This is a genomic window from Klenkia sp. AC732, from assembly GCF_979256525.1.
Genome location: NZ_CEEDOS010000049.1, coordinates 10,948 through 31,708, shown reverse-complemented (window position 1 = coordinate 31,708; position 20,761 = coordinate 10,948). Strand labels below are relative to the sequence as shown.

The 20,761-nt window shown below is 75.6% G+C and carries 21 protein-coding genes; 15 read left to right on the top strand and 6 right to left on the bottom strand.

Annotation, left to right across the window (positions count from 1 at the left end):
* The 3 genes from AC0IVP_RS19175 to AC0IVP_RS19165 all read left to right on the top strand — a co-directional run.
* On the top strand, nucleotides 1-956 hold a 956-nt coding region (locus tag AC0IVP_RS19175; protein ID WP_471758655.1), incomplete at its 5' end, for a TetR/AcrR family transcriptional regulator.
* Between the two features lie 201 nt (nucleotides 957-1,157).
* On the top strand, nucleotides 1,158-1,988 hold the full coding sequence (locus tag AC0IVP_RS19170) for a DUF2382 domain-containing protein (RefSeq protein WP_471758653.1): 831 nt from the start codon (nucleotides 1,158-1,160) through the stop codon (nucleotides 1,986-1,988).
* A gap of 170 nt (nucleotides 1,989-2,158) precedes the next feature.
* Nucleotides 2,159-2,899: a mechanosensitive ion channel family protein gene (locus AC0IVP_RS19165; protein WP_471758651.1), complete on the top strand. Its 741-nt coding sequence runs from the start codon at nucleotides 2,159-2,161 to the stop codon at nucleotides 2,897-2,899.
* A 75-nt stretch (nucleotides 2,900-2,974) separates the two neighbouring features.
* On the opposite strand, the gene AC0IVP_RS19160 is transcribed toward AC0IVP_RS19165, so the two are convergent.
* Together AC0IVP_RS19160 and AC0IVP_RS19155 are read right to left on the bottom strand one after the other, a co-directional pair.
* Nucleotides 2,975-3,925, bottom strand: a complete 951-nt coding sequence (locus tag AC0IVP_RS19160; RefSeq protein ID WP_471758649.1) for an ABC transporter substrate-binding protein — start codon at nucleotides 3,923-3,925, stop codon at nucleotides 2,975-2,977.
* A gap of 47 nt (nucleotides 3,926-3,972) precedes the next feature.
* Entirely contained in the window at nucleotides 3,973-5,466 is a 1,494-nt protein-coding gene (locus AC0IVP_RS19155) for an NAD-dependent malic enzyme (protein ID WP_471758647.1), read from the bottom strand.
* 126 nt (nucleotides 5,467-5,592) lie between these two features.
* On the opposite strand from AC0IVP_RS19155, the gene AC0IVP_RS19150 reads away from it, so the two are divergent.
* From AC0IVP_RS19150 to AC0IVP_RS19140, 3 genes are read left to right on the top strand one after another with little or no spacing between them, the layout of a single operon-like run.
* Nucleotides 5,593-5,937, top strand: a complete 345-nt coding sequence (locus AC0IVP_RS19150) for a PadR family transcriptional regulator (protein WP_471758645.1) — start codon at nucleotides 5,593-5,595, stop codon at nucleotides 5,935-5,937.
* Nucleotides 5,934-6,437: an HAAS signaling domain-containing protein gene (locus tag AC0IVP_RS19145; protein WP_471758643.1), complete on the top strand. Its 504-nt coding sequence runs from the start codon at nucleotides 5,934-5,936 to the stop codon at nucleotides 6,435-6,437. Before AC0IVP_RS19150 ends, AC0IVP_RS19145 begins: the two co-directional genes overlap by 4 nt.
* A 56-nt stretch (nucleotides 6,438-6,493) precedes the next feature.
* Nucleotides 6,494-7,009, top strand: coding sequence for an HAAS signaling domain-containing protein (locus tag AC0IVP_RS19140; protein ID WP_471758641.1), 516 nt, complete (start codon nucleotides 6,494-6,496; stop codon nucleotides 7,007-7,009).
* 24 nt (nucleotides 7,010-7,033) lie between these two features.
* Here AC0IVP_RS19140 and AC0IVP_RS19135 read toward each other — a convergent pair whose 3' ends face one another.
* The gene (locus AC0IVP_RS19135) at nucleotides 7,034-7,876 is read right to left on the bottom strand and encodes a hypothetical protein (protein ID WP_471758639.1); all 843 of its coding nucleotides are present in this window, start codon (nucleotides 7,874-7,876) and stop codon (nucleotides 7,034-7,036) included.
* Nucleotides 7,877-7,972: 96 nt separating this feature from the next.
* Between AC0IVP_RS19135 and AC0IVP_RS19130 the strand changes: the two genes are divergently transcribed.
* Nucleotides 7,973-8,431 carry a MarR family winged helix-turn-helix transcriptional regulator gene (locus AC0IVP_RS19130; RefSeq protein WP_471758637.1) on the top strand — a complete coding sequence of 153 codons (459 nt, stop codon included), beginning with the start codon at nucleotides 7,973-7,975 and terminating at the stop codon, nucleotides 8,429-8,431.
* On the opposite strand, the gene AC0IVP_RS19125 is transcribed toward AC0IVP_RS19130, so the two are convergent.
* Both AC0IVP_RS19125 and AC0IVP_RS19120 read right to left on the bottom strand, forming a co-directional pair.
* Nucleotides 8,428-8,874 carry a DUF309 domain-containing protein gene (locus AC0IVP_RS19125; protein WP_471758635.1) on the bottom strand — a complete coding sequence of 149 codons (447 nt, stop codon included), beginning with the start codon at nucleotides 8,872-8,874 and terminating at the stop codon, nucleotides 8,428-8,430. The two genes, AC0IVP_RS19130 and AC0IVP_RS19125, sit on opposite strands and share 4 nt — an antisense overlap.
* 4 nt (nucleotides 8,875-8,878) lie before the next feature.
* Complete coding sequence (locus tag AC0IVP_RS19120; RefSeq protein ID WP_056290846.1) at nucleotides 8,879-9,832, bottom strand: anti-sigma factor RsbA family regulatory protein; 954 nt, start codon at nucleotides 9,830-9,832, stop codon at nucleotides 8,879-8,881.
* Nucleotides 9,833-10,073: 241 nt separating this feature from the next.
* Here AC0IVP_RS19120 and egtA point away from each other — a divergent pair, with 241 nt between their 5' ends.
* The 5 genes from egtA to egtE are packed head-to-tail and all read left to right on the top strand — an operon-like array spanning nucleotide 10,074 to nucleotide 15,507.
* Complete coding sequence (gene egtA, locus AC0IVP_RS19115; RefSeq protein ID WP_056290848.1) at nucleotides 10,074-11,354, top strand: ergothioneine biosynthesis glutamate--cysteine ligase EgtA; 1,281 nt, start codon at nucleotides 10,074-10,076, stop codon at nucleotides 11,352-11,354.
* The gene (egtB, locus tag AC0IVP_RS19110; RefSeq protein ID WP_471758633.1) at nucleotides 11,351-12,628 is read left to right on the top strand and encodes an ergothioneine biosynthesis protein EgtB; all 1,278 of its coding nucleotides are present in this window, start codon (nucleotides 11,351-11,353) and stop codon (nucleotides 12,626-12,628) included. Before egtA ends, egtB begins: the two co-directional genes overlap by 4 nt.
* Nucleotides 12,629-12,636: 8 nt before the next feature.
* Nucleotides 12,637-13,377 (top strand): ergothioneine biosynthesis protein EgtC, encoded by a 741-nt coding sequence (gene egtC / locus AC0IVP_RS19105; protein WP_056290852.1) that lies wholly within the window; start codon nucleotides 12,637-12,639, stop codon nucleotides 13,375-13,377.
* A complete protein-coding gene (gene egtD, locus AC0IVP_RS19100; protein ID WP_471758631.1) occupies nucleotides 13,374-14,342 on the top strand; it encodes an L-histidine N(alpha)-methyltransferase in 969 nt (322 codons plus the stop codon). The genes egtC and egtD overlap by 4 nt, the downstream gene beginning before the upstream one ends.
* A 40-nt stretch (nucleotides 14,343-14,382) precedes the next feature.
* Nucleotides 14,383-15,507 (top strand): ergothioneine biosynthesis PLP-dependent enzyme EgtE, encoded by a 1,125-nt coding sequence (egtE, locus tag AC0IVP_RS19095; RefSeq protein WP_471758629.1) that lies wholly within the window; start codon nucleotides 14,383-14,385, stop codon nucleotides 15,505-15,507.
* Between the two features lie 17 nt (nucleotides 15,508-15,524).
* Here the strand turns inward: egtE and AC0IVP_RS19090 are convergent, their stop codons facing one another.
* Nucleotides 15,525-16,913 carry an 8-oxoguanine deaminase gene (locus AC0IVP_RS19090; RefSeq protein ID WP_471758627.1) on the bottom strand — a complete coding sequence of 463 codons (1,389 nt, stop codon included), beginning with the start codon at nucleotides 16,911-16,913 and terminating at the stop codon, nucleotides 15,525-15,527.
* Nucleotides 16,914-17,007: 94 nt separating this feature from the next.
* Between AC0IVP_RS19090 and AC0IVP_RS19085 the strand changes: the two genes are divergently transcribed.
* The 3 genes from AC0IVP_RS19085 to pucD are packed head-to-tail and all read left to right on the top strand — an operon-like array spanning nucleotide 17,008 to nucleotide 20,698.
* Entirely contained in the window at nucleotides 17,008-17,844 is an 837-nt protein-coding gene (locus AC0IVP_RS19085) for an FAD binding domain-containing protein (protein ID WP_056290857.1), read from the top strand.
* Entirely contained in the window at nucleotides 17,844-18,344 is a 501-nt protein-coding gene (locus tag AC0IVP_RS19080) for a (2Fe-2S)-binding protein (RefSeq protein WP_471758625.1), read from the top strand. The genes AC0IVP_RS19085 and AC0IVP_RS19080 overlap by 1 nt, the downstream gene beginning before the upstream one ends.
* Nucleotides 18,341-20,698, top strand: coding sequence for a xanthine dehydrogenase subunit D (gene pucD, locus AC0IVP_RS19075; RefSeq protein ID WP_471758623.1), 2,358 nt, complete (start codon nucleotides 18,341-18,343; stop codon nucleotides 20,696-20,698). The genes AC0IVP_RS19080 and pucD overlap by 4 nt, the downstream gene beginning before the upstream one ends.
* The last annotated feature ends 63 nt before the right edge of the window (nucleotides 20,699-20,761 follow it).

Below are 20,761 nucleotides of genomic sequence, written 5' to 3'. Positions count from 1 at the left end.
GCAGTCCGTGCTCGTCGATGAACGCGACCGCCGAACGGAGTGCCGCGATGCCCGGTCCCCACCCGTCGTCAGCCGGCCCGGAGGAGCCCCCGGCCCCGGACCGGTCGGCATCCGAGGGCCACGTGGGCCGCATCCAGTCCGGCGGGCTGGACGCCCCGGACGACCCGACGGACCCCGACCTGCCGGCGAACCGGCCGGGGGGCACCGAGGTGCTCGCCGGGGCGGCCGGCGCCGAGCCCCGGCGGGGACTGGACCGGCACCGCATCGTGTCCGCGGCGGTCGCGTTCATCGACGAGCACGGACTGCCCGAGCTCAGCATGCGCAAGCTGGGGACCGCGCTCGGGGTGGAGGCCATGGCCCTCTACCGGTACGTCCCCGGCCGCGAGGACCTGCTGGACGGGGTGGTCGAGATGGTGGTGGACGAGCTGTACGCCGACCCCGACGTCTACTTCGAGCCCCGCCACGGCTGGCACGACTACCTGCACCGCCTGGCCCACGGGTTGCGCCGGATCGCCCTGGCACACCCGGCGGTGTTCCCCCTGGTGGCGACCCGGCCACCGGCCGCCCCCTGGGTGCGGCCCCCGCTGCGCAGCCTGCGCTGGGTCGAGTCCTTCCTGTCCGCGCTGACCAGCCACGGGTTCACCGACGACCAGGCCGTGGAGGCCTACCGGGCCTACTCCAGCTTCCTGCTCGGGCACCTGCTGCTGGAGGTGGCCCAGCGGGGGGTCGCGATCAACGCGATCGACGACCCCGACGGCGACCCGTCGGCCGCGATCGGGGACATGGACGCCTATCCCCTCATCGTGCGGCTGCAGCCCTCGCTGGCCCAGGACGAGACCGTGGCGGAGTTCGAGGAGTCGCTGGAGCACCTGGTCGAGCGCCTGGACGCCATCCTGGCGAAGGCACCCCGCCCCGAGACCGGCGGGTCCGCCGCCAGTGGAGCGACTACACCGTAAACAATCGACGGCCGCACTTGTTTACGGTGTATCTGGGTGGGCACTGAGGAGTCGTCTCGCCGGGTTGTGACGCTCAGCCCGGGACGCGCACGGCGACTGTCAGTCGCACACCGCGCAGCGCACGACCGCCGCGCGACCCCCACCCCACCCGCACCGCCGGCCCGCCCGGCCGATGTGGGCTGCTCACCTCCGGGAGCACACGTGATCACCGAGAACGACATCAGCACCGTCATCGGCGCCGACGCCGTCGACACCGACGGCGACGAGATCGGCACCGTCTCCGAGGTCTACCTCGACGACCAGTCCGGACGCCCCGAGTGGGCGACGGTCACGACCGGCCTGTTCGGCACCAAGGAGACCTTCATCCCGCTGGCCCAGGCCGAGCTGTCCGGGGGCTCCCTGCGGTTCCCCTACGACAAGGCCACGGTGTCCGACGCCCCGAAGATCGAGGCCGAGGGCCACCTGTCCCCGGAGGAGGAGACCGAGCTCTACCGCTACTACGGCGTCGGCGAGGCCACCACGCAGACCGCCGGCACGACGGAGACCACGGACCGCTCCGCCGCGCTGTCCGGCGACCAGCGCGAGGACCACCGGGACGCCCCCGGCACCGTCGGCCACGACACCTCCGGCCCCACCACGGACGACGCCATGACCCGCTCCGAGGAGCGGCTCACCGTCGGCACCGAGTCCGTGGAGACCGGCCGGGCCCGGCTGCGCAAGCACGTCGTCACCGAGAACGTGACCCGCACCGTGCCGGTCTCCCACGAGGAGGTCCGCATCGAGCGCGAGCCGATCACCGACGCCAACCGCGGCGACGCCCTGGCCGGCCCCGGCCTGTCGGAGGAGGAGCACGAGGTCACCCTCCACGCCGAGCGTCCGGTCGTGCAGAAGGAGACCGTGCCCGTCGAGCGGGTCCGGCTGGACACCCGGACCGTCACCGACCAGGAGACGGTGGCCGAGACCGTCGCGCACGAGGAGATCGAGCAGGTCGAGGACGACGTCGTCCCGACCGGGCGCGACCACCGGAACTGAGCTCCGCCCGTACCACCTGAGCACCCCGCCGGCACCGCCGGCGGAGCACCAGACCCGCAGGGCCGGTCACGACCGGCCCTGCGGGTCCCACCCCTGCCCCCGGTGACCGCACCGCGCCCTCCCGGCGCCGACGGCCGGGGGTCCCACCCCAGCATCAGCTCAGGAGAGCCATGTCTTCCACCAGCCAGTCGTTCCGGGACCTCCTGGACACCGTCATCCAGTTCCTGCCCAAGCTCATCGGCTTCCTGCTGATCCTGGTGATCGGCTACGTGATCGCCAAGGCGCTGCAGAAGATCGTCGACAAGGTCCTCGAGAAGGTCGGCTTCGACGCCGCCGTCGAGAAGGGCGGCATCAAGAAGGCCCTGTCGAAGTCCCAGTACGACGCCTCCGACATTCTCGCCAAGATCGTCTTCTACGCGGTCATGCTCTTCGTGCTGTCCACCGCGTTCGGCGTCTTCGGCCAGAACCCGATCAGCGACTACCTGTCGGCGATCATCGGCTACCTGCCCAAGGTCTTCGTCGCGATCTTGATCCTGGTCATCGCCTCCGCCGTCGCGGCCGGGGTCAAGCTGCTCGTCCAGTCCGCCCTGGGCGGCCTGTCCTACGGCAAGGTGCTGGCCAACGTCGCCTCCACCGTCATCCTGGCCCTGGGTGTCATCGCCGCGCTGGACCAGCTGCAGATCGCCCAGAACGTCGTGAACGCCGTGCTGTACGCCTCGCTGGCCGCGGTCGTCGGCATCGCGGTCGTCGCCGTCGGTGGCGGTGGCATCGCCCCGATGCGGGCTCGCTGGGAGTCCGCCCTGGCCGCGGTCGAGGCCGAGGCCCCCGAGGCCGAGCGCGCTGCCCGTCAGACCGGTTCCCCCGCCGACGCCGTCGAGGCCGAGGCCGAGGCGCAGCAGTACCGCAGCTGACGCTGCCGCCGGCAGGGCGCGGGTCCGCGACCCGCGCCCTGCCGGCACCTCCCCCGCCGCCCGACCGCCCCGGGATCAGCGGGAGGCGACGATCTCGGCCAGGTCGTCCAGCACCAGGTCGGCGCCCGAGGGGCCCAGCCCCAGGAACCAGCGGCTGTCGTCGATCTCGTGCTCGGCACCGGCCTGCACCGCGGGCAGCGTCGTCCAGAGCCCGCCGGACTGCACGGACGCCGACTCCGCCTGCCCGGTCTCCCCGAACCCCGGGGACCAGAAGACGACGTCGGAGGTGACCAGGGCCAGCGACTCCGGGGTCAGCTCGACCCGGTTGTCGGTGGTGTCCAGCGCCGCGGGCCAGACGAAGCCGATGTCGTCGAGCACGCTGCCGATGAACGACCCGCGGGCGTAGGCCCGGATCTCCCCGGCGCCCATGAACCGCAGCACGGCCACCTCGGTGCCGGCCGGGTCGCCCCAGGCGGCCGCGATCTCCCCCACCCGCCGGTCGTAGTCGGCCAGCTGCTCCTCCGCCTGCGCCGTCATCCCCAGGGCCTCCGCGGAGAGCAGGAAGTTCTCCTTCCAGACCGCACCCAGCTCGGCGGACATCACGGTCGGGGCCAGTTCGGACAGCTGGTCGTAGATCGCCTCGTGCCGGATCGCGTTGGTCAGGATCAGGTCCGGTCGCAGCGCGGCGACGGCCTCCAGGTCCGGCTCGGCGATGGACCCGACGACCTCGACGTCCGCGGCGTCGAAGTCGTGGGCGGTCGCGAGCTCCTCCAGCAGGCCCTCGGTCTCCACGGTGCCGACCGGGACGACGCCGAGCGAGGTGACGGCGTCCAGTTCCCCACTGTCCAGCACGACGACCCGCTCCGGCGTCCCGGCGATCTCGGTGGTGCCCAGCGCGTGCACCACCGACCGGGTCTCCTCCCCGGTCGCCGACTGCGGGCCGGCGTCCTCCGTCGTCGACCCGCAGGCGGTGAGCAGCAGGCCACCCACCGCCGCGAGTGCGATCAGTCCGGTCCGTCGTGCCACGTGGAGCTCCTCTTGTTAGGGGAGCCTCACCTTATCCAGGCAGGCGGTCAGACCGGCAGCCGGTCCTCGTCCACCTGCACCGTCGCACCGGACTCCTGCCGCGCGGACGCCGCCACCGCGGCCGCCACCGCCTCCGTCGCCGCCGCGTCGAAGACGCTGGGGATGATGTAGTTGGCGTTGAGCTGGTCGTCGCGCACCACCGCGGCCAACGCGTCGGCAGCCGCCAGCAGCATCCCGGGGCGGATCTCCTTGGCCTTGGCGTCCAGCAGCCCGCGGAACACCCCGGGGAACGCCAGCACGTTGTTGATCTGGTTGGGCAGGTCCGACCGGCCCGAGGCGACGACGGCGCAGTACGGCCGGGCGCGGACCGGGTCGACCTCCGGCGTCGGGTTGGCCATCGGGAAGACGATCGCCTTCTCCGCCATCCCGGCCAGCGCCTCGACCGGCAGCACGTTGCCCGCACTGACCCCGATGAACACGTCGGCGCCGACGAGGGCGTCGGGCAGCTCACCGCGGCGGCACTCGGGGTTGGTCCGCTGGGCCAGCTCGTGCTTGGCCGGGGAGAGCCGGTCGTCGTCCGGGGACAGGACGCCCTCGCGGTCCCACACCAGCACGTGCTGCGCGCCGGCCTCCAGCAGCAGCGAGACGATCGCCGTCCCGGCTGCGCCGCCGCCGGCGACGACCACCCGGACGTCGGCCAGCTGCTTGTCCACCACCCGCAGCGCGTTGCGCAGCGCGGCCAGGGCGACGATCGCCGTGCCGTGCTGGTCGTCGTGGAAGACCGGGATGTCCAGCTTCGCGCGCAGCCGGGCCTCGATCTCGAAGCAGCGGGGCGCGGCGATGTCCTCGAGGTTGATGCCGCCGAAGCCGGGGGCGATGAGCTCGACGGTGCGGACGATCTCGTCGACGTCCTGGGTGTCCAGGCAGATCGGCCAGGCGTCGATGTCGGCGAACCGCTTGAACAGCGCGGCCTTGCCCTCCATCACCGGCAGCGAGGCACCGGGCCCGATGTCGCCCAGCCCGAGCACGGCCGACCCGTCGGTGACCACGGCGACCGTGTTGCCCTTGATGGTCAGCCGGCGGACGTCCTCGGGGTGGTCGGCCAGCGCCAGGCAGACCCGGGCCACGCCGGGGGTGTAGGCCATCGACAGGTCGTCGCGGGTCTTGAGCGGCACCTTGGAGACGACCTCGATCTTGCCGCCCAGGTGCAGCAGGAAGGTCCGGTCGCTGACCTTGCGGACGTGCACGTCGTCCACGGCGTCCAGCGCGGCGACGACCTCCTCGGAGTGCGCGGCGTCCGCGGCCGAGCAGGTGACGTCCACGGTCAGCCCGTCCGAGCGGGACTCGACGACGTCGATCGCGGTCACCGCGCCGCCGGCCGAGCCGACCGCGGTGGCGATCCGGCCGATGGTGGCCGGGTCGCCGTCGGCGGAGAGCCGGACGGTGATCGAGTAGGACGCCGAGGTGACGGGTCCGCGGGCCGGCGGCGCCGCCGGGGTCTCGGCGGGCGTCTGGGCTGGGGTCTGGGTGTCGGTGCTCATGGCACGAGCGATCCTGCCGACCCCCGGACGACCGGTCCACCCCCTCCCGGCCGACCGTTGTGACCGCAATCCCACTCTCTACCCGACTAGCTTGCGTCGCTGACTAGTGGTCGCTAGCTTCTAGTCATGGCCGACGACGACGTGCCCACCGAGTGGCTCCGGGCGGTGCTGCCCCTGGCGGTGCTGGCCGTGGTCGCCGAGGAGGAGACCTACGGCTACGCGGTCGCCCAGCGGCTGCAGGCCGGTGGTCTCGGCGCCGTCAAGGGCGGCACCCTCTACCCGGTGCTCAACCGGCTGGAGGCCGAGGGGCTGCTCACCTCGTCCTGGCGCGAGGGCGTCGGCGGGCCCGGCCGCAAGTTCTTCGCCGTCACCACGGCCGGCCGCGACCACCTGGACCGCCGCTCGGCGGCCTGGCACACCTTCACCGAGCGGGCCGGCGGCCTGCTCCCGGACCCGAGGAGCACCCGATGAGCACCTCCGTCACCGACGTCTGGCAGCAGCGGCTCGTGGCGGCGCTCCGCGCCCGCCGGGTGCCCGCCGAGCGGATCGGCGAGGTCCTGGCCGAGGTCGACAGCCACGTGGCCGAGACCGGCGAGGACCCCACCGAGGCCTTCGGCACCCCCCGGGAGTACGCCGCCTCGCTCACCCACGAGCACCGCCGCGACCGGCCGGCACTGCTCGTCCTGGAGGCGCTCAGCGGCGCCGCCGCCGGGTGGTTCGTCGCCGTCGGCGCGGTGACCCTGCTGCGCGGCGGGGAGTTCGCCGGGATGCCCTGGTGGGTGCTGGTGCCGCTGGGCCTGCTGCTCGGCGTCCCCGGCGGCCTCCGGATCGCCGGGCGCGCCCGGCAGGTGCGCGACCCCCGCACCGGCGCACCGCTGACGCCGACCCCCCGGCGGACCCTGGTGACGATCACCGGCGCCCTCCTGGCCCTGGCCCTCGTGGTCGCCGGCATCGCGGTGGCACTCACGTGACCGGCACCCCCGACGCGACACCCCACCGCCCGACGCGCGACCCCGAGGAGCACCCGATGACCGCTGCCCCGACGCCCCGGACGACCTCCGACTACCGCCAGTCCCTCGTGCTGCACCTGCGCCTGCAGGAGGTCCCGCCGGACCGGATCGGCGAGATCGTCGCCGAGGTCGAGAGCCACGTGGCCGAGACCGGCGAGGACCCGACCGAGGCCTTCGGCACCCCCCGCGAGTACGCCGCGAGCCTCACCGACGAGCACCGCAAGCCGCCGTGGTGGTGGACGACGACCACCCTGGTGCTGGCCGCGGCGGCCGGCTGGCTGATCGGCCAGGGCGCCTTCGCCCTCCTGCTCGACGAGCCCTACCTGGGCCGGTCGGGCTGGCTGTGGCTGGCCACCGGGGTGGTCGTCGGCGTCCCGCCGGCGTACCTGGTCGCCCGGCGGGCCCGCGAGGTGCTGGACCCGCGCACCGGGGAGCCGCTGGTGCGGACCCCCCGGTGGGCGGTGCTGGTGTTCTTCGCCATCCCGTTCGCGATCGTGCTGCTCGGCTGGGCGGCCATCGAGCTGGCGAACTGACCCCCGCGCCCCCGCGGGAGGGGCTCAGCCGACGAGCAGGGCACCCGCGTGGACCCGCCGGGAGGCGACCCGCACCCCGAGGGTGACCAGGACGACGGCGGCGGCACCGAGCGCGGCGAGGGTGACCGGCGTCGGGCCCCCGGCGGCGGCGATGGCGACCAGTCCCCACACGACGGCGGCGGCGAACGGCCCGGCCGCGACGTGGGCGCGGAGGACGACGAGGGAACCGACCAGCGCGACGGCGACCATCGCGGCCACCGCCCAGACCTCCGAGGAGGTGGTGGCCGGGTCGGCGCCGAGCGCCACGCCGGTGTTGCCGACCTGGGCCACCGGGGCGACGGTCACCCAGCCCAGCAGCAGACCGGCCGTGGCCGCGGGCAGCGCCCGGGCCCAGCCACGCAGGTCGGCCCGGACCTCCTCGCGCTGCAGCCGGGCGAAGCCGACGGCGGCGGAGGCCGTGATGGCGAAGATGAGCACCTGCGTGACGTACTGCCAGACGCCACCGAAGGGGTAGACGGTCTCCCACACGGCGTTGCCGGCGAAGGCGGCGGCCAGCGGCCAGCCGGTCACCCGGTGCACCAGCCGGGTGCGCTGGGCAGGCAGTGCCTGGTAGACCGCCCAGGCCAGCGAGCCCAGGAAGACGAGCCCCCAGATGCTGAAGGCGTACCCGGCGGGGGTCACCAGGGAGCGGGCGCCGTCGCTGACGTCGCCCACGCTGTTGCCCGACAGCACCGACCCCAGCGGGCTGCCGACCACCTGGGCGACGGCGGCCAGGACGACGACCACGACCCGGGTGGTGTCCCGGCTCCCGGTGGCCGGGGCCCCTGCGTGTGCCCGGGACCCCTGCTGCAGGCCTGTGCTGGTCATGATCTCCTCCTCCTGCACCTCGACGGTGCGGCCTCTCGACGACCATGTCTCTCTACCGTCGAAGGACTTGTCGCAAACCCGCAGGTGGAGGTGATCGTGGACCCACTCCGACGTGAGGTCGTGCTGCTGCTGCGCGAGGTGTCGGTGGCCAGCAACCGCACCGCCGCCGTGTTCGGCCAGACCCACGACCTGCACCGCACCGACCTGGACGCCCTCGCCGTCGTGGTCGGCGCCTCGATGGGCGGGGTGGAGATGACCCCGGGCCGGCTGGCCACCCGGCTGCGGCTGTCCTCGGCGGCCACCACCGCCCTCGTCGACCGGCTCGAGCGGGCCGGCCACCTGGTCCGCGAGCGCTCCACCACCGACCGCCGCCAGGTCGTGCTCCGGGTGCAGGACCGGGCCCGGGCCCTGGCCCGGGACTTCTTCACCCCGATGGCCGAGGACGTGGGGGCCGTGATGGCCGACATGACCGAGGACGAGGTGCAGGTCGTGGCCCGGTTCCTGCGCCGGGCCGTCGACGCGCTGGGCCCGCCGACCGACGGGGCCGGGCGCTAGCCCACCAGCCGGGGCACCGGTCCCACGTCGGCGACGTCGACAGCCCGCGCCCAGCGGGCCAGCGCGCGCCCGTCCACCCCGAACCCGGCGGCCACCTCGGCCGCGGCCTCCACGTGGCCGGCACCGCGGTCCAGCAGCGTCCGCGCGCCGGTGCCGTTGCCCCGCGCGGCGTGGGTGAGGCCCACGGCGAGCTGGGCCAGCCCACGCCACAGCTCGCGGGTCTCCGGCGGCCCGGACTTCCAGGCGTCCTCGAAGACCTCGTGGGCGTGGAAGGGCCGGCCGGCGTCGAGCAGCTCCTGGGCCTGGGTCAGCGTGTCCCCGGCCGTGCGGACCACGCCCTCGGGCGCGCGCGGCTCCCCCGGTGTCCCGTACGGCAGCGGCCGGCCCAGGCCGTCCCGCGGGCGCGCGTTGCGGGCCCGGCCGTCCTCGTCCCGGTCGCGCACCACGTCAGCGCAGGTGCGTGATCAGCCGGATCGAGACGCCGGCACCGTCCGGGGTGATGTCCACGTGGTCGCAGAGCTGGCGGGCCAGCCAGAGGCCCATGCCGCCCTGCGAGAGGTCCTCGCCGTGCGCCGGGCCGTAGCCGATGAACGGGTCGTCCAGGCCGGTGCCGTGGTCGGTCACCCGGCAGACCAGGCGCCCCTCCCCGGCCCACAGACGCAGGTCGACCGGGGGCCGGCCGTGCCGCAGCGCGTTGGTGGTCATCTCGTCCACGGCGAGCAAGAAGTCCTCGACCCGGGTCTCGTGGGTCTCCAGCAGCCCCTCGTCGGCGGCCCGGGTGGCCAGCGCCCGGCGCAGGCCCCGCAGGTCACGGACGGCGTGCTCGGCGACCAGCGGCTCGCTGTCCTCCAGCGGCTCGCCGGGGACCTCCAGGGTCTCCAGGAAGACCGCCGGGTCCTGGTGGTCGGGGTTCGCGACCTCGGCGGCGCCGCGCAGCAGCACCGGGTGGGTGGCCCGGGCGCTCTCCAGCAGCGGGGCGGCTTCGCGGCGGGCGTCGTGCAGGCAGGCCACGCACAGCGGCTCGGTGGCCGCGACGTGGTCCAGCACCGCCTCGAACCGCTGCCACTCCCGCCAGGTGTCCGGGTCGTCCCCGGCCATCGGCTCGATGAGGACCCGCACCACGTCGGAGGGCCCGGGCCGCAACCGCGCGGCGAGCCGACGCAGCGCCGTCACCGCCGCCGGGGCGCCACCGCCGAACACCTCGATCCAGTCCACGAAGACGACCGGGTGGCCGGCCAGCGCCGGACGCAACAGCTCGGCCACCGGGGCCGACACCACCACGACCGCGACCTGCCCCGCGTCGATCCCGTCACACAGGAAGCCGGGCGCAGCCGCCAGCACGGCGGCGTCGTCCTCGACGAGCAGCGCGGCGTGCGGCGAGCAGCCGTCCTCGTCGTCCACGTCTGTCCCCGTCCGTCCTGGCGCCGGTCTCGGTCCGGCGTCCGTCCCGGACTACCCGGCCACGGGCAGGCTAGGCGTCGGGTCGGACGTGACTTGCACCGAGCCCTCCCCGGGGGACGCGGGTTGCCCCGACGGCCGACCGTGTGCACCCTGGTGGACGAGGACGGCCCGCCACCGCGAGCCGCCCCCGCACCGACCCGCGGTCGTCCCACGACCGGTCCGGACCTGGAGGGGGTGGCCCTTGGCCACGGTTCTCGCTCATCAGCACGCCCATCGGCAGGACGACCGCCCCCTCGACGACGTCGGGGAGGCGCTGGCCCACGTGGCCGCCCGCGCCCTCGTCGCCGCCGACCCGGGCCCCGTCGGCCTGGAGCTCGAGGCGCACCTCGTCGACCGGCACACCCCCGGCGCACGTGTCCCGTGGGCGCGGATCACCCGGCTGGTCGCCGGGCTGGCGCCGCTGCCCGGGGGCAGCCGGGTGACCCTGGAGCCGGGCGGTCAGGTCGAGCTGTCCGGACCGCCGTACGGCGACGTGGCCGCCGCCGTCGCCGCTCTGCGCACCGACAGCGCCGCCCTCGCCCGCGCCCTGGCCGCGGACGGGCTGGCGCTGGCCGCGCTGGGCACGGACCCGCTGCGCCCGGCGTCCCGGGTCAGCCCCGGGCCCCGCTACCTGGCCATGGAGCAGCACTTCGCCGCGATCGGCTGCCCCGGCGCGGGTGCGGCGATGATGACCTCCACGGCCTCGCTGCAGGTGAACCTGGAGGCGGGACCCGCGGCGGGCTGGGTGGACCGGGTGGGCCTGGCCCACGCGCTGGGACCGGTGCTGGTGGCGGTGTCGGCGTGCTCGCCCTGGCTGCAGGGCCGGGACACCGGCTGGGTCTCGGGCCGCCAGCAGGTCTGGGGCGACCTGGACCAGGCCCGCTGCGGGCCGCTGCTGGGGCGGGGCGACCCGGCCGACGAGTGGGCGGAGTACGCGCTGGCCGCGCCGGTGATGCTGGTCCGCTTCACCGACGCGGGCGGCGCGGAGCCGGTGACCGGCCCGGTCTCGTTCGCCGACTGGGTCCGCGGCCGGCCCGAGCTGGGTGGCCGGCGGCCCACCGCCGCGGACCTGGACTACCACCTGACCACGCTCTTCCCGCCGGTCCGGCTGCGCGGGTTCCTGGAGGTCCGCTACCTCGACGCCGCCCCGGAGCCCTGGTGGCCGGCCCTGGCCGCGGTGACCGCGACCCTGCTCGACGACCCGGTCGCCGCCGACCTGGCCGCCGCGGCCTGCGCCCCCGTCGCCGGCCGCTGGGACGACGCCGCCCACCACGGCCTGACCGACCCCGACCTGCACACCGCCGCCACGGCCTGCCTGGCCGCGGTGGCCGACCGCGTCCCGCCCGCGCTGCGCCCGGAGGTGCACGCCCTCGCCGAGCTGGTGGCCGCCGGCCGCAGCCCCGGGGACGCCGTCGCCGACACCGCCCGGGCCGCCGGCCCGGCCGCCGCCCTGCTCGCCGCCTGTCCGGAGGAGGACTCGTGACCGACCCCTACGAGCTGCTGGTCCGCGACCTCACCGTCGCCCGGGACCGCACCCTGCTGCTCACCGACCTCGACGAGCCCGAGCTGCTGCGCCAGCACGACCCGCTGATGAGCCCGATGGTCTGGGACCTCGCCCACATCGGGCAGCAGGAGGACCTGTGGCTGCTGCGCGGCGGCGAGGCCGGCCGGCCCGGCGTGCTGCCGGTGCAGGTCGAGGCGCTCTACGACGCCTTCACGCACCCGCGCGCCGTCCGCGCCGCGCTGCCGCTGCTCCCGCCGGTCGAGGCCCGCGGCTACGTCGCCGCAGTCCGGGACCGGGTGCTGGACCGGATCGCCACGGCCACCCCCGACGACGACCCCTTCGACGTCGCGATGGTGGTCAGCCACGAGGAGCAGCACGGCGAGACGATGCTGCAGACCCTGCAGCTGCGCCGCGGGCCCGCCCTGCTGGGGACCGGTGCGGCGCTCCCGCCCGGGCGCCCCGGCGTGGCCGGCACCAGCGTGCTGGTGGCCGGCGGGCCGTTCGAGCTGGGCGTGGACGGCACGAGCGAGCCGTTCAGCCTGGACAACGAGCGGCCGGCACACACCGTCGACGTCCCCGCCTTCCGGATCGGCCGGGTCCCGGTCACCAACGCCGAGTACGCCCGGTTCGTCGCCGACGGCGGCTACACGACGGCGCGCTGGTGGTCGGCCCGCGGCTGGGCGCACGTCGCGGACGCCGGGCTGCAGCGGCCGATGTCCTGGCACGCCGACGGCACCCGGACCCGGTTCGGGGTCGTCGAGGAGGTGCCCGGCGACGAGCCGGTCCAGCACGTGACCCACTTCGAGGCGGAGGCCTACGCCACCTGGGCGGGTGCCCGGCTGCCCACCGAGCAGGAGTGGGAGAAGGCCGCCGTCTGGGACCCGACGACCGGTCGCCGCCGCCGGTTCCCGTGGGGCGACACCGAGCCCACCCCGACGCTGGTCAACAGCGGCGGGGCGGCGCTGCGCCCGGCTCCCGTGGGCGCCTACCCGGCCGGCGCCTCCCCGTACGGCGTCGAGCAGCTGCTGGGCGACGTCTGGGAGTGGACCGCCTCGGACTTCACCGCCTGGCCCGGCTTCACCCCGATGCTCTACGCGCAGTACTCCGAGCCGTTCTTCGGCGGCGACTACAAGGTGCTGCGCGGCGGCTCCTGGGCGGTCGGTGCCTCCGTGCTGCGGCCCAGCTTCCGCAACTGGGACCACCTGCAGCGCCGCCAGGTCTTCAGCGGGTTCCGGCTGGCCTGGGACGCGTAGGCAGCCGCATGTGCAGACACCTCGCCTGGCTCGGACGACCCCGGACGCTGTCGTCCCTCGTCCTGGAACCGCCGTCGGCCCTGGTCGTGCAGTCCTACGCACCCCGCCGCCAGCGGCACGGCACCGTCAACGCCGACGGCTGGGGCGTGGGCTGGTGGGCCCCCGACCGGCCCGGGCCGGCGCGCTGGCGGTCGGCGTCCCCGCTGTGGGGCTCGGCGTCCTTCGCCTCGGTGGCGCCCGCGGTGTCCTCGCGCTGCGTGCTGGCCGCGGTCCGGTCGGCCACCGTCGGGATGCCGATCGACGAGTCCGCCGCCGCACCGTTCACCGACGGCCGGTGGCTGCTCTCGCACAACGGCCGGGTCGAGCGGTCGGTGCTGCCGCCGGCCCCGGGGGCGGAGTCGGTCTGCGACAGCGCCCAGCTGGCGGCCCTCGTCTTCGCCCGCGGCCTCGACGCCCTCGGTGACGTCGTCCGGGAGGTGGGCGCCGCCGACCCGACCGCACGACTCAACCTGCTGGCCGCCGACGGCACCCGGCTGCTGGCCACCACCTGGGGCGACACCCTCTCGGTGCTGACCACCGAGGAGGGCACCGCCCTGGCCAGCGAGCCCTGGGACGACGACCCCCGCTGGACCGACGTCCCCGACCGCCACCTGGTGTCCGTCACCCCCGACGGCACCGCCCTGACGCCCCTCGACGACGCGCCACCGACCACCCAGCACGCCACCCCAGACCCGGGAGGACCCCCATGAGCTTCACCCTGACCGACCACCTCGGCCCCGTCGACGCCGGCGCCGCACTCCGCGCCGACGTCGCCGCCGGCCTGACCGCGACGCCCAAGACGCTGCCGCCGACCTGGTTCTACGACGAGCGCGGCAGCGAGCTCTTCGAGGACATCACCCGGCTGCCGGAGTACTACCCGACCCGGGCCGAGCGCTCGATCCTGGACGAGCACGCCGACGAGATCGCGGTGCTGTCGGGCGCGGACACCCTGGTCGAGCTCGGCAGCGGGACGTCGGAGAAGACCCGGCTGCTGCTCACCGCGCTGACCACGGCCGGCACGCTGCGCCGCTTCGTGCCCTTCGACGTCGACCCGTCCGTCCTGCGGCACGCCGGCGCGGTCATCGGCGAGGAGTTCCCCGACCTCGCCGTGGACGCCGCGGTCGGCGACTTCACCCAGCACCTGGGCGAACTGCCCCGGGAGGGACGGCGGCTGGTCGCGTTCCTGGGCTCGACCATCGGCAACCTGGAGCCGGGCCCGCGGGCGGCGTTCCTGACCTCGGTCGGGGCGATGCTGGACCCCGGCGACTGGTTCCTGCTGGGCACCGACCTGGTCAAGGACACCGACCGGCTGGTCGCCGCCTACGACGACGACGCCGGGGTGACCGCGGCGTTCAACAAGAACGTCCTCGCCGTGGTCAACCGGGAGCTCAAGGCCGACGTCGACCTGGACGCCTTCGACCACGTCGCCCGCTGGGACGCCGGGAACAGCTGGGTCGAGATGCTGCTGCGCTCCCGCCGCGACCAGGTCGTGCACGTGGCCGGCCTGGACCTGGACGTGCCGTTCGCCGCCGGGGAGGACCTGCGCACCGAGGTGTCGACCAAGTTCCGGGTCGAGCAGGTGGTCGCCGAGCTGGACGCCGCCGGGCTGCGGGCGGCGGAGACCTGGACCGACCCCGACGGCGACTTCGCCGTCACCCTGGCGACACCCCGGTAGCCCGCGTCCCGGCGGCGCGCACGCCAGGGAGGATGGCCGCGTGACGGACCTCCCCCTCCCAGAGCTGGGCGCCGCCTGGCGGGCCGCCCGGCCCCGGCCGGCCGGCGTGCACCTGGACTCCGCGGCGTGCAGCCGGCAGTCGGTCAAGGTCCTCGACGCCGTCGCGCACCACGCCCGGCACGAGGCCGAGGTCGGCGGCTACCAGGCCGAGGCGTCGGCGGAGACGCTGCTGCAGCAGGGCCGGTCCGTGCTGGGCGGGCTGGTCGGGATGGCCGCCGCCGACGTCGCCTTCACCGAGTCCGCGAGCTCGGCAGTGCGCGTCCTCTTCGCGGCGTGGCCGCTGCCGGCCGGGTCGCGGGTCGGGGTGCTGCCCGGGGAGTACCACGGCAACCTCGCCGCGATCCGGTACGCCGGGCTCGTCCCCGAGGCGCTGCCGGCCGACGACCTGGGCCGGGTCGACGTCGAGGCGCTGGCCCGGCTGCTGCGCTCGGACCCGCCGGCCGCGGTGCACCTGACCGTGGTCGCCAGCCACCGCGCCGTGGTCCAGCCGGTGGTGGAGGTGTCCCGGCTGTGCCGGGCGACCGGGGTCCCGCTGGTCCTCGACGTCGCGCAGGCGCTGGGTCAGGTCGACTGCGACGTGCGCGCCGACGCCGTCTACGGCACCTCCCGGAAGTGGCTGGCCGGCCCCCGGGGGGTCGGCTTCCTGGTGCTGCGCCCGGCGTTCCGCGCCGGGCTCGTCCCGGTCCAGGGCGACCCGGCCGACGTGCTGTCCTTCGAGACCCACGACGCGCACGTGGCCGGCCGGGTCGGCCTGACCCTGGCGATCGGCGAGCACCTGGCCGCCGGCCCGGCCGCGGTCCGGGCGCGGCTGGCCGGCGTCGGCCGCGCCGTCCGGGAGCGGGTGGACGGCGTCGCGGGCTGGCGGGTGGTCGAGCCGTTCGGCGAGCCGACAGCGGCCACCACGCTGGTCCCGCCCGACGGCGTCGACGTCGCCGGGACCGTGGCCCGGCTGCGGGCCGAGCACGGCGTGGTCACCACAGCCTGCCTGCCGGCCCGGGCGCCCGGGGAACTGACCGGCCCGGTGCTGCGGGTGTCCCCGCACCTGGACGTGACCGACGCCGACCTGGAGACCCTGGCCGCCGCGCTCTGCCCCCCCGCGCTCTGACCCCCCGCGCTCGACCCTCAGGCCTGCAGGCGGGCCGAGACGCGACGGTGCACGGCCAGCTGCTCGTCGAGCCCGGCGTGCACCGGGACGCCGTCCTCGACGACGAACCGCCCGGCGACGACGGTGTGCCGCGGGGAGACCGGCCCGCAGCGCAGCCAGGCCTCCACCGGGTCGGACAGAGCACCGGCGAACCGGACGCCCTCCAGCGGCCAGACGACGAGGTCACCGCAGGCACCCACCGACAGCTCGCCGATCTCCCCGGCCCGGCCCAGGCAGGCCGCTCCCCCGCGGGTGGCGACCTCCAGCGCGTCCCGGGCGGACATCGCGGCGGCGCCGTGGCGCAGCTTGCCCTGCAGCATCGCGGTGCGGGCCTCCAGCCACAGCGACGCCGAGTCCGCCGACGCCGACCCGTCCACACCCAGCCCGACCGGCGCCCCGGCCGCCCGCAGCTCGGCCACCGGGGACAGCCCGGAGCCCAGGATCATGTTGGACGACGGGCAGTGCGCCGCCCCGACCCCGGCGGCGCCCAGCCGGACGACCTCGGAGGCGTCGGGCCAGACCACGTGCGCGAGCCAGGACCGGTCGGTCAGCCAGCCGACGTCCTCCAGGTAGTCGACCGGCCGGCGGCCGAAGGTCTCCAGGCAGAAGGCGTCCTCGTCCTGGGTCTCGCACAGGTGGGTGTGCAGCCGGACGTCGAGTCGCTCGGCCAGCTCCGCGGTCTGTCGCATCAGCGCGGTGGAGACGCTGAACGGCGAGCACGGGGCCAGCGCGATCCGGGTCATCGCGTGCGGTGACCGGTCGTGGTGCAGGCCGACGAGCCGCTCGGAGTCCGCGAGGATCGTGTCGTCGTCCTGCACGACGGAGTCCGGTGGCAGCCCGCCGTCCTTGACCGACAGCGACATCGAGCCCCGGGTGGGGTGGAACCGCATGCCCAGGTCGCGGGCCGCCCGGACCTCGGCGGTGATCAGGTCCCCGGCGCCGGCGGGGTGCACGTAGGAGTGGTCGGTGGAGGTGGTGCAGCCGCCCAGCGCGAGCTCGGTGAGTCCGACGAACGTGCTGGTGTAGACCGCCTCCTCGTCGAGCCGGGCCCACAGCGGGTACAGCGTCACCAGCCACTCGAACAGCCCGCCGGTCAGCGCGGGGGCGTAGGCGCGGGTCAGGTTCTGGTACAGGTGGTGGTGGGTGTTGACCAGGCCCGGGGTGACCAGGCAGCCGCGCGCGTCCACCCGCCGCAGCGCCTCGGGCTTCGGGTCGGCGGGCCCGCCGACCGCCGTCACCACCCCGTCGGTGACGGCCACCCAGCCGCCGGCGATCTCGGCGCGGGCCTCGTCCACGGTGGCCAGCAGGTCGGCGTCGTGGACCAGCAGGTCGGCGGGGCGGGCCGGTGCGGGGGTGGGTGCGGACATGCCCGCATCCTGCCGTCCGCTCGTTGCGACACGGTGTCGTGACAATCCCCGGTTACGGTCGGCTGGCTGTCCGTGCTGACCGAGAGGTTCCCGAGTGCTGCTCGCCGCACCCCGCTTCGCCCTCCCCGAGACCCTCGGTGAGGCGATCACCGCCCTGGCCGACCGCCCGGACGCCACCGTCGTGGCCGGCGGCACCGAGGTCATGCCGGACCTGCTGTGGCGCACCCGCCGGGCCGAGGGCTTCGTGTCGCTGCGCCGGGTCCGCGAGCTGCGCGGCGTCACCACCACCGACGACGAGCTGGTGGTCGCCGCCGGCACCCCGGTGGCCGCGTTGATCCACGTGGAACACCGCGCCCTGGCCGCCGCCGCGACGTCGCTGGGCACACCGCTGGTGCGCACCGAGGCCACGATCGGCGGCAACGTGATGAGCGCGCTGCCCTACCGGAACCTGCTGCCGGCCCTGCTCGCCGCGGACGCCGCCCTGGAGCTGACCGGCCCCGGCGGCACCCGCACCGTGCCCTTCGACGGCTTCGTCACCGCACCCGGCGTCACCGCGATCGGCCCCGGCGAGCTGCTCACCGCCCTCCGGCTGCCCCGGCACCGCGGCTTCGCCGACTACGCCAAGGTCGGCCGGCGCAACGCCCAGTTCGTCGCCACCGCCTCCGTCGCCGCCGTCGCCGCGGCCGGCCGGGTCCGGCTCGCGTTCGGCAACGCCGGCCCCACCCCGGTCCGCTCGGACGCCGTCGACGCCGTCGCCACCGCGCTGCTGGACGGCACCGCCACCCCCGAGGAGCTGAGAGCCGCCGTGGACGCCGCCGTGGACCCGCCCACCGACCCCGTCGCCTCGGCCGAGTACCGGCGGCACGCCCTGGGCGTGCTGGCCGTACGGCTCGTCGTCCGCGCCCAGGTCGACGCCGGACTGGGGTCCTGATGGCCGACGTGGAGTTCGAGCTGACCGTCGACGGCACCACCTCGGCCGTCGAGGCCGGGTTCAGCGAGTCGCTGCTGACCGTGCTGCGCGACCGGCTGGGGGTGCGCGGGCCCAAGGTGGGCTGCGCGCACGGCCGGTGCGGCGCCTGTGCCGTGTCGGTGACCGTGCCCGGCGAGGACGCCCACGTGCTGTGCGCCTGCCTGGTGCCCGCGGCGACCGTCGCCGGCTGCGCGGTGTCCACCATCGCCTCGATCAACGGCCCGGACGGCGAGCTGTCCGACGTGCAGGAGGCCTTCCTCGCCGAGGGCGCCGTGCAGTGCGGCATCTGCACCGCCGGGTTCGTCACCGCGGCCACCGAGCTGCTGGACACCAACCCCGACCCGACCCGCGAGGAGATCGAGGGCGCGCTGTACGGCAACCTGTGCCGCTGCACCGGCTACGGCCGGATCGTCGCCGCCGTCGAGGCGGCCGCGGCCGGACGCCGGGAGGCGACGTCGTGACCGGCGGCATCGGCGAGTCGGTCCGGCGCCCCGACGGCCCGGCCAAGGTGCGCGGGGAGTTCGTCTACGCCGGTGACCTCACCGCCGACGACGTGCTGGTCGGCGTCACGGTCCGCTCGCCGCACCCGCACGCGCGCATCACCCGCATCGACACCACCGCGGCCCGCGCGACCGACGGGGTGCACGCGGTGCTCACCGCCGACGACGTGCCGGGCGACCCGTGGTTCGGCCTGACCATGCGCGACGAGCCGGTCCTCGCCGGGGACGTCGTCCGCTACGCCGGGGAGCCGGTCGTCGTGCTGGCCGCCGTGGACGCCGCCACCGCCCGCCGGGCCGCGCGGGCCGTCGTCGTCGAGTACGAGGTGCTGCCCGCCGTCACCGACCCCGAGGCCGCGCTGACGGCGCCGCCGCTGCACCCGCAGGCGCACCCGGAGGGCAACGTCTACCGGCACGTCGCCTACACCTGCGGCGACCCGGACGCCCGGGGCGTCGTCACGGTGGAGAACACCTACCGGATCGGCATGCAGGACCCGGCGTTCCTCGCCCCCGAGGCCGGGATGGCCACCCCGCTGCACGGCGGCGGGGTGCTGCTGGAGGTGGCCACCCAGTGGCTGCACTCGGACCAGCAGCAGGTCGCCCGGGCTCTGGGCCTGCCCCCCGAGCAGGTCGAGGTCCGGCTCGCCGGAGTCGGCGGCGCGTTCGGCGGCCGCGAGGACGTCACCCTGCACACCCACGCCTGCCTGCTCGCGCTGGCCACCGGCCGCCCGGTGCGGGTCGAGTACACCCGCGAGGAGTCCTTCCTGGGCCACCGCCAGCGCCACCCGGGCACGATCTGGCTGCGGCACAGCGCGGACGCCGACGGCACGATCGTCGCCGTCGAGGGCCGGGTGCTGCTGGACGGCGGGGCCTACGCCTCCACCTCACCGGTCGTCATCACCAACACCGTGACCCTGCTGCAGGGGCCCTACCGGGTGCCCAACGGCCGTTTCGAGGGCTCCTCGGTCCGCACCCACAACCCCTCGTGCGGGGCGATGCGCGGGTTCGGCGTCCCGCAGGCGGCGTTCGCGCACGAGGCGCAGCTCGACGCGCTGGCCGCCGCACTCGGCCTGGATCCGCTGGAGGTGCGGCTGCGCAACGCGCTGCGCCGGGGCGACGTCGCCACCTTCGGGCAGACCCTCGACGCACCCACCCCGGTGCGCGAGGTCATCGAGGGCGTCCGGGACCTGCCGCTGCCCACCGGACCGGCCAAGGCGCCCGGCGGCGTCGGCCGGGCCGCCGAGGGCGGCACCGTCCGGCGCGGCGTCGGCTACGCGGTCACCATCAAGAACCTGGCCTTCAGCGAGGGCCACACCGACGAGTCGACGGCGACGGTCTCGCTGCGCGACGGGCACGCCACCGTGCACTGCGCCTGCGCGGAGGTCGGCCAGGGCTTCGTCACCGTGGCCGAGCAGATCGCCCGCACCGCGCTGGGCGCGACGACGGTGACCGTCACCCAGCCCGACACCCTCATCGCCTCGGCCGGGTCCACCTCGGCGTCCCGGCAGACGATGGCCTCGGGCACCGCGGTGCACCGGGCCTGCGAGGTCGTCCGGGACCGGCTGCTGGCCCGGGTCGCCCGGGCCGGCGACCTGGACCCCGCCACGCTCTCCATCGCCGGCACGACGGTCTGCGCCGCCGGCCGCCCGCTCACCGAGGTCGCCGACGCCGCACCCGGGCACACCGTGCGGGCCACCGAGCACTTCGCCCACCCGGACACGTACCCGCTGGGCTCCACCGAGGGCGGCATGTACGTCGGCTTCGGCTTCTCCGCCCAGCGCGCCGTCGTCGACGTGGACGTGGACCTCGGGCTGGTGAGCGTCGTGCAGATCGCCTCCTGCCAGGACGTCGGCACCGTCGTGAACCCGACCCAGCTGCTCGGCCAGATCGAGGGCGGCATCGTGCAGGGCATGGGCCTGGCGCTGATGGAGGAGGTGGTCGTCGTCGACGGGCTGATCACCAACCCGCACTTCGAGGGCTACCTGATCCCGACGATCGTGGACGCCCCGGAGGTCGTCTCCACCTACGTCACCGACCCCGAGCCGGGGATGCCGCACGGCTGGAAGGGCGTCGGCGAGCCCCCGTTGTGCACCGCGGTGCCGGCGGTGGCTGCGGCCGTCCGCGCGGCGACCGGGCTGCCGCTGCCGGCGGTGCCGATCAAGCCCGAGCACATCGCCCTGGGCCTGGGCAGCACCCCGACGGTCACCTGGACGACGCCGCGGCCGGCGGCACCGTCGTCCCCGGGCCGGGCGGTGGTCGAGCTGGACCCCACCGACCGCACCGGCACCTGGGACGCCGAGGGCGCCACCGGGGCCTGAGACCGCCCGCGGCTCGGCGGGCCGACCGGGGCCTGCTCGCCCGTCCCGCGCCGGCCACGGCGG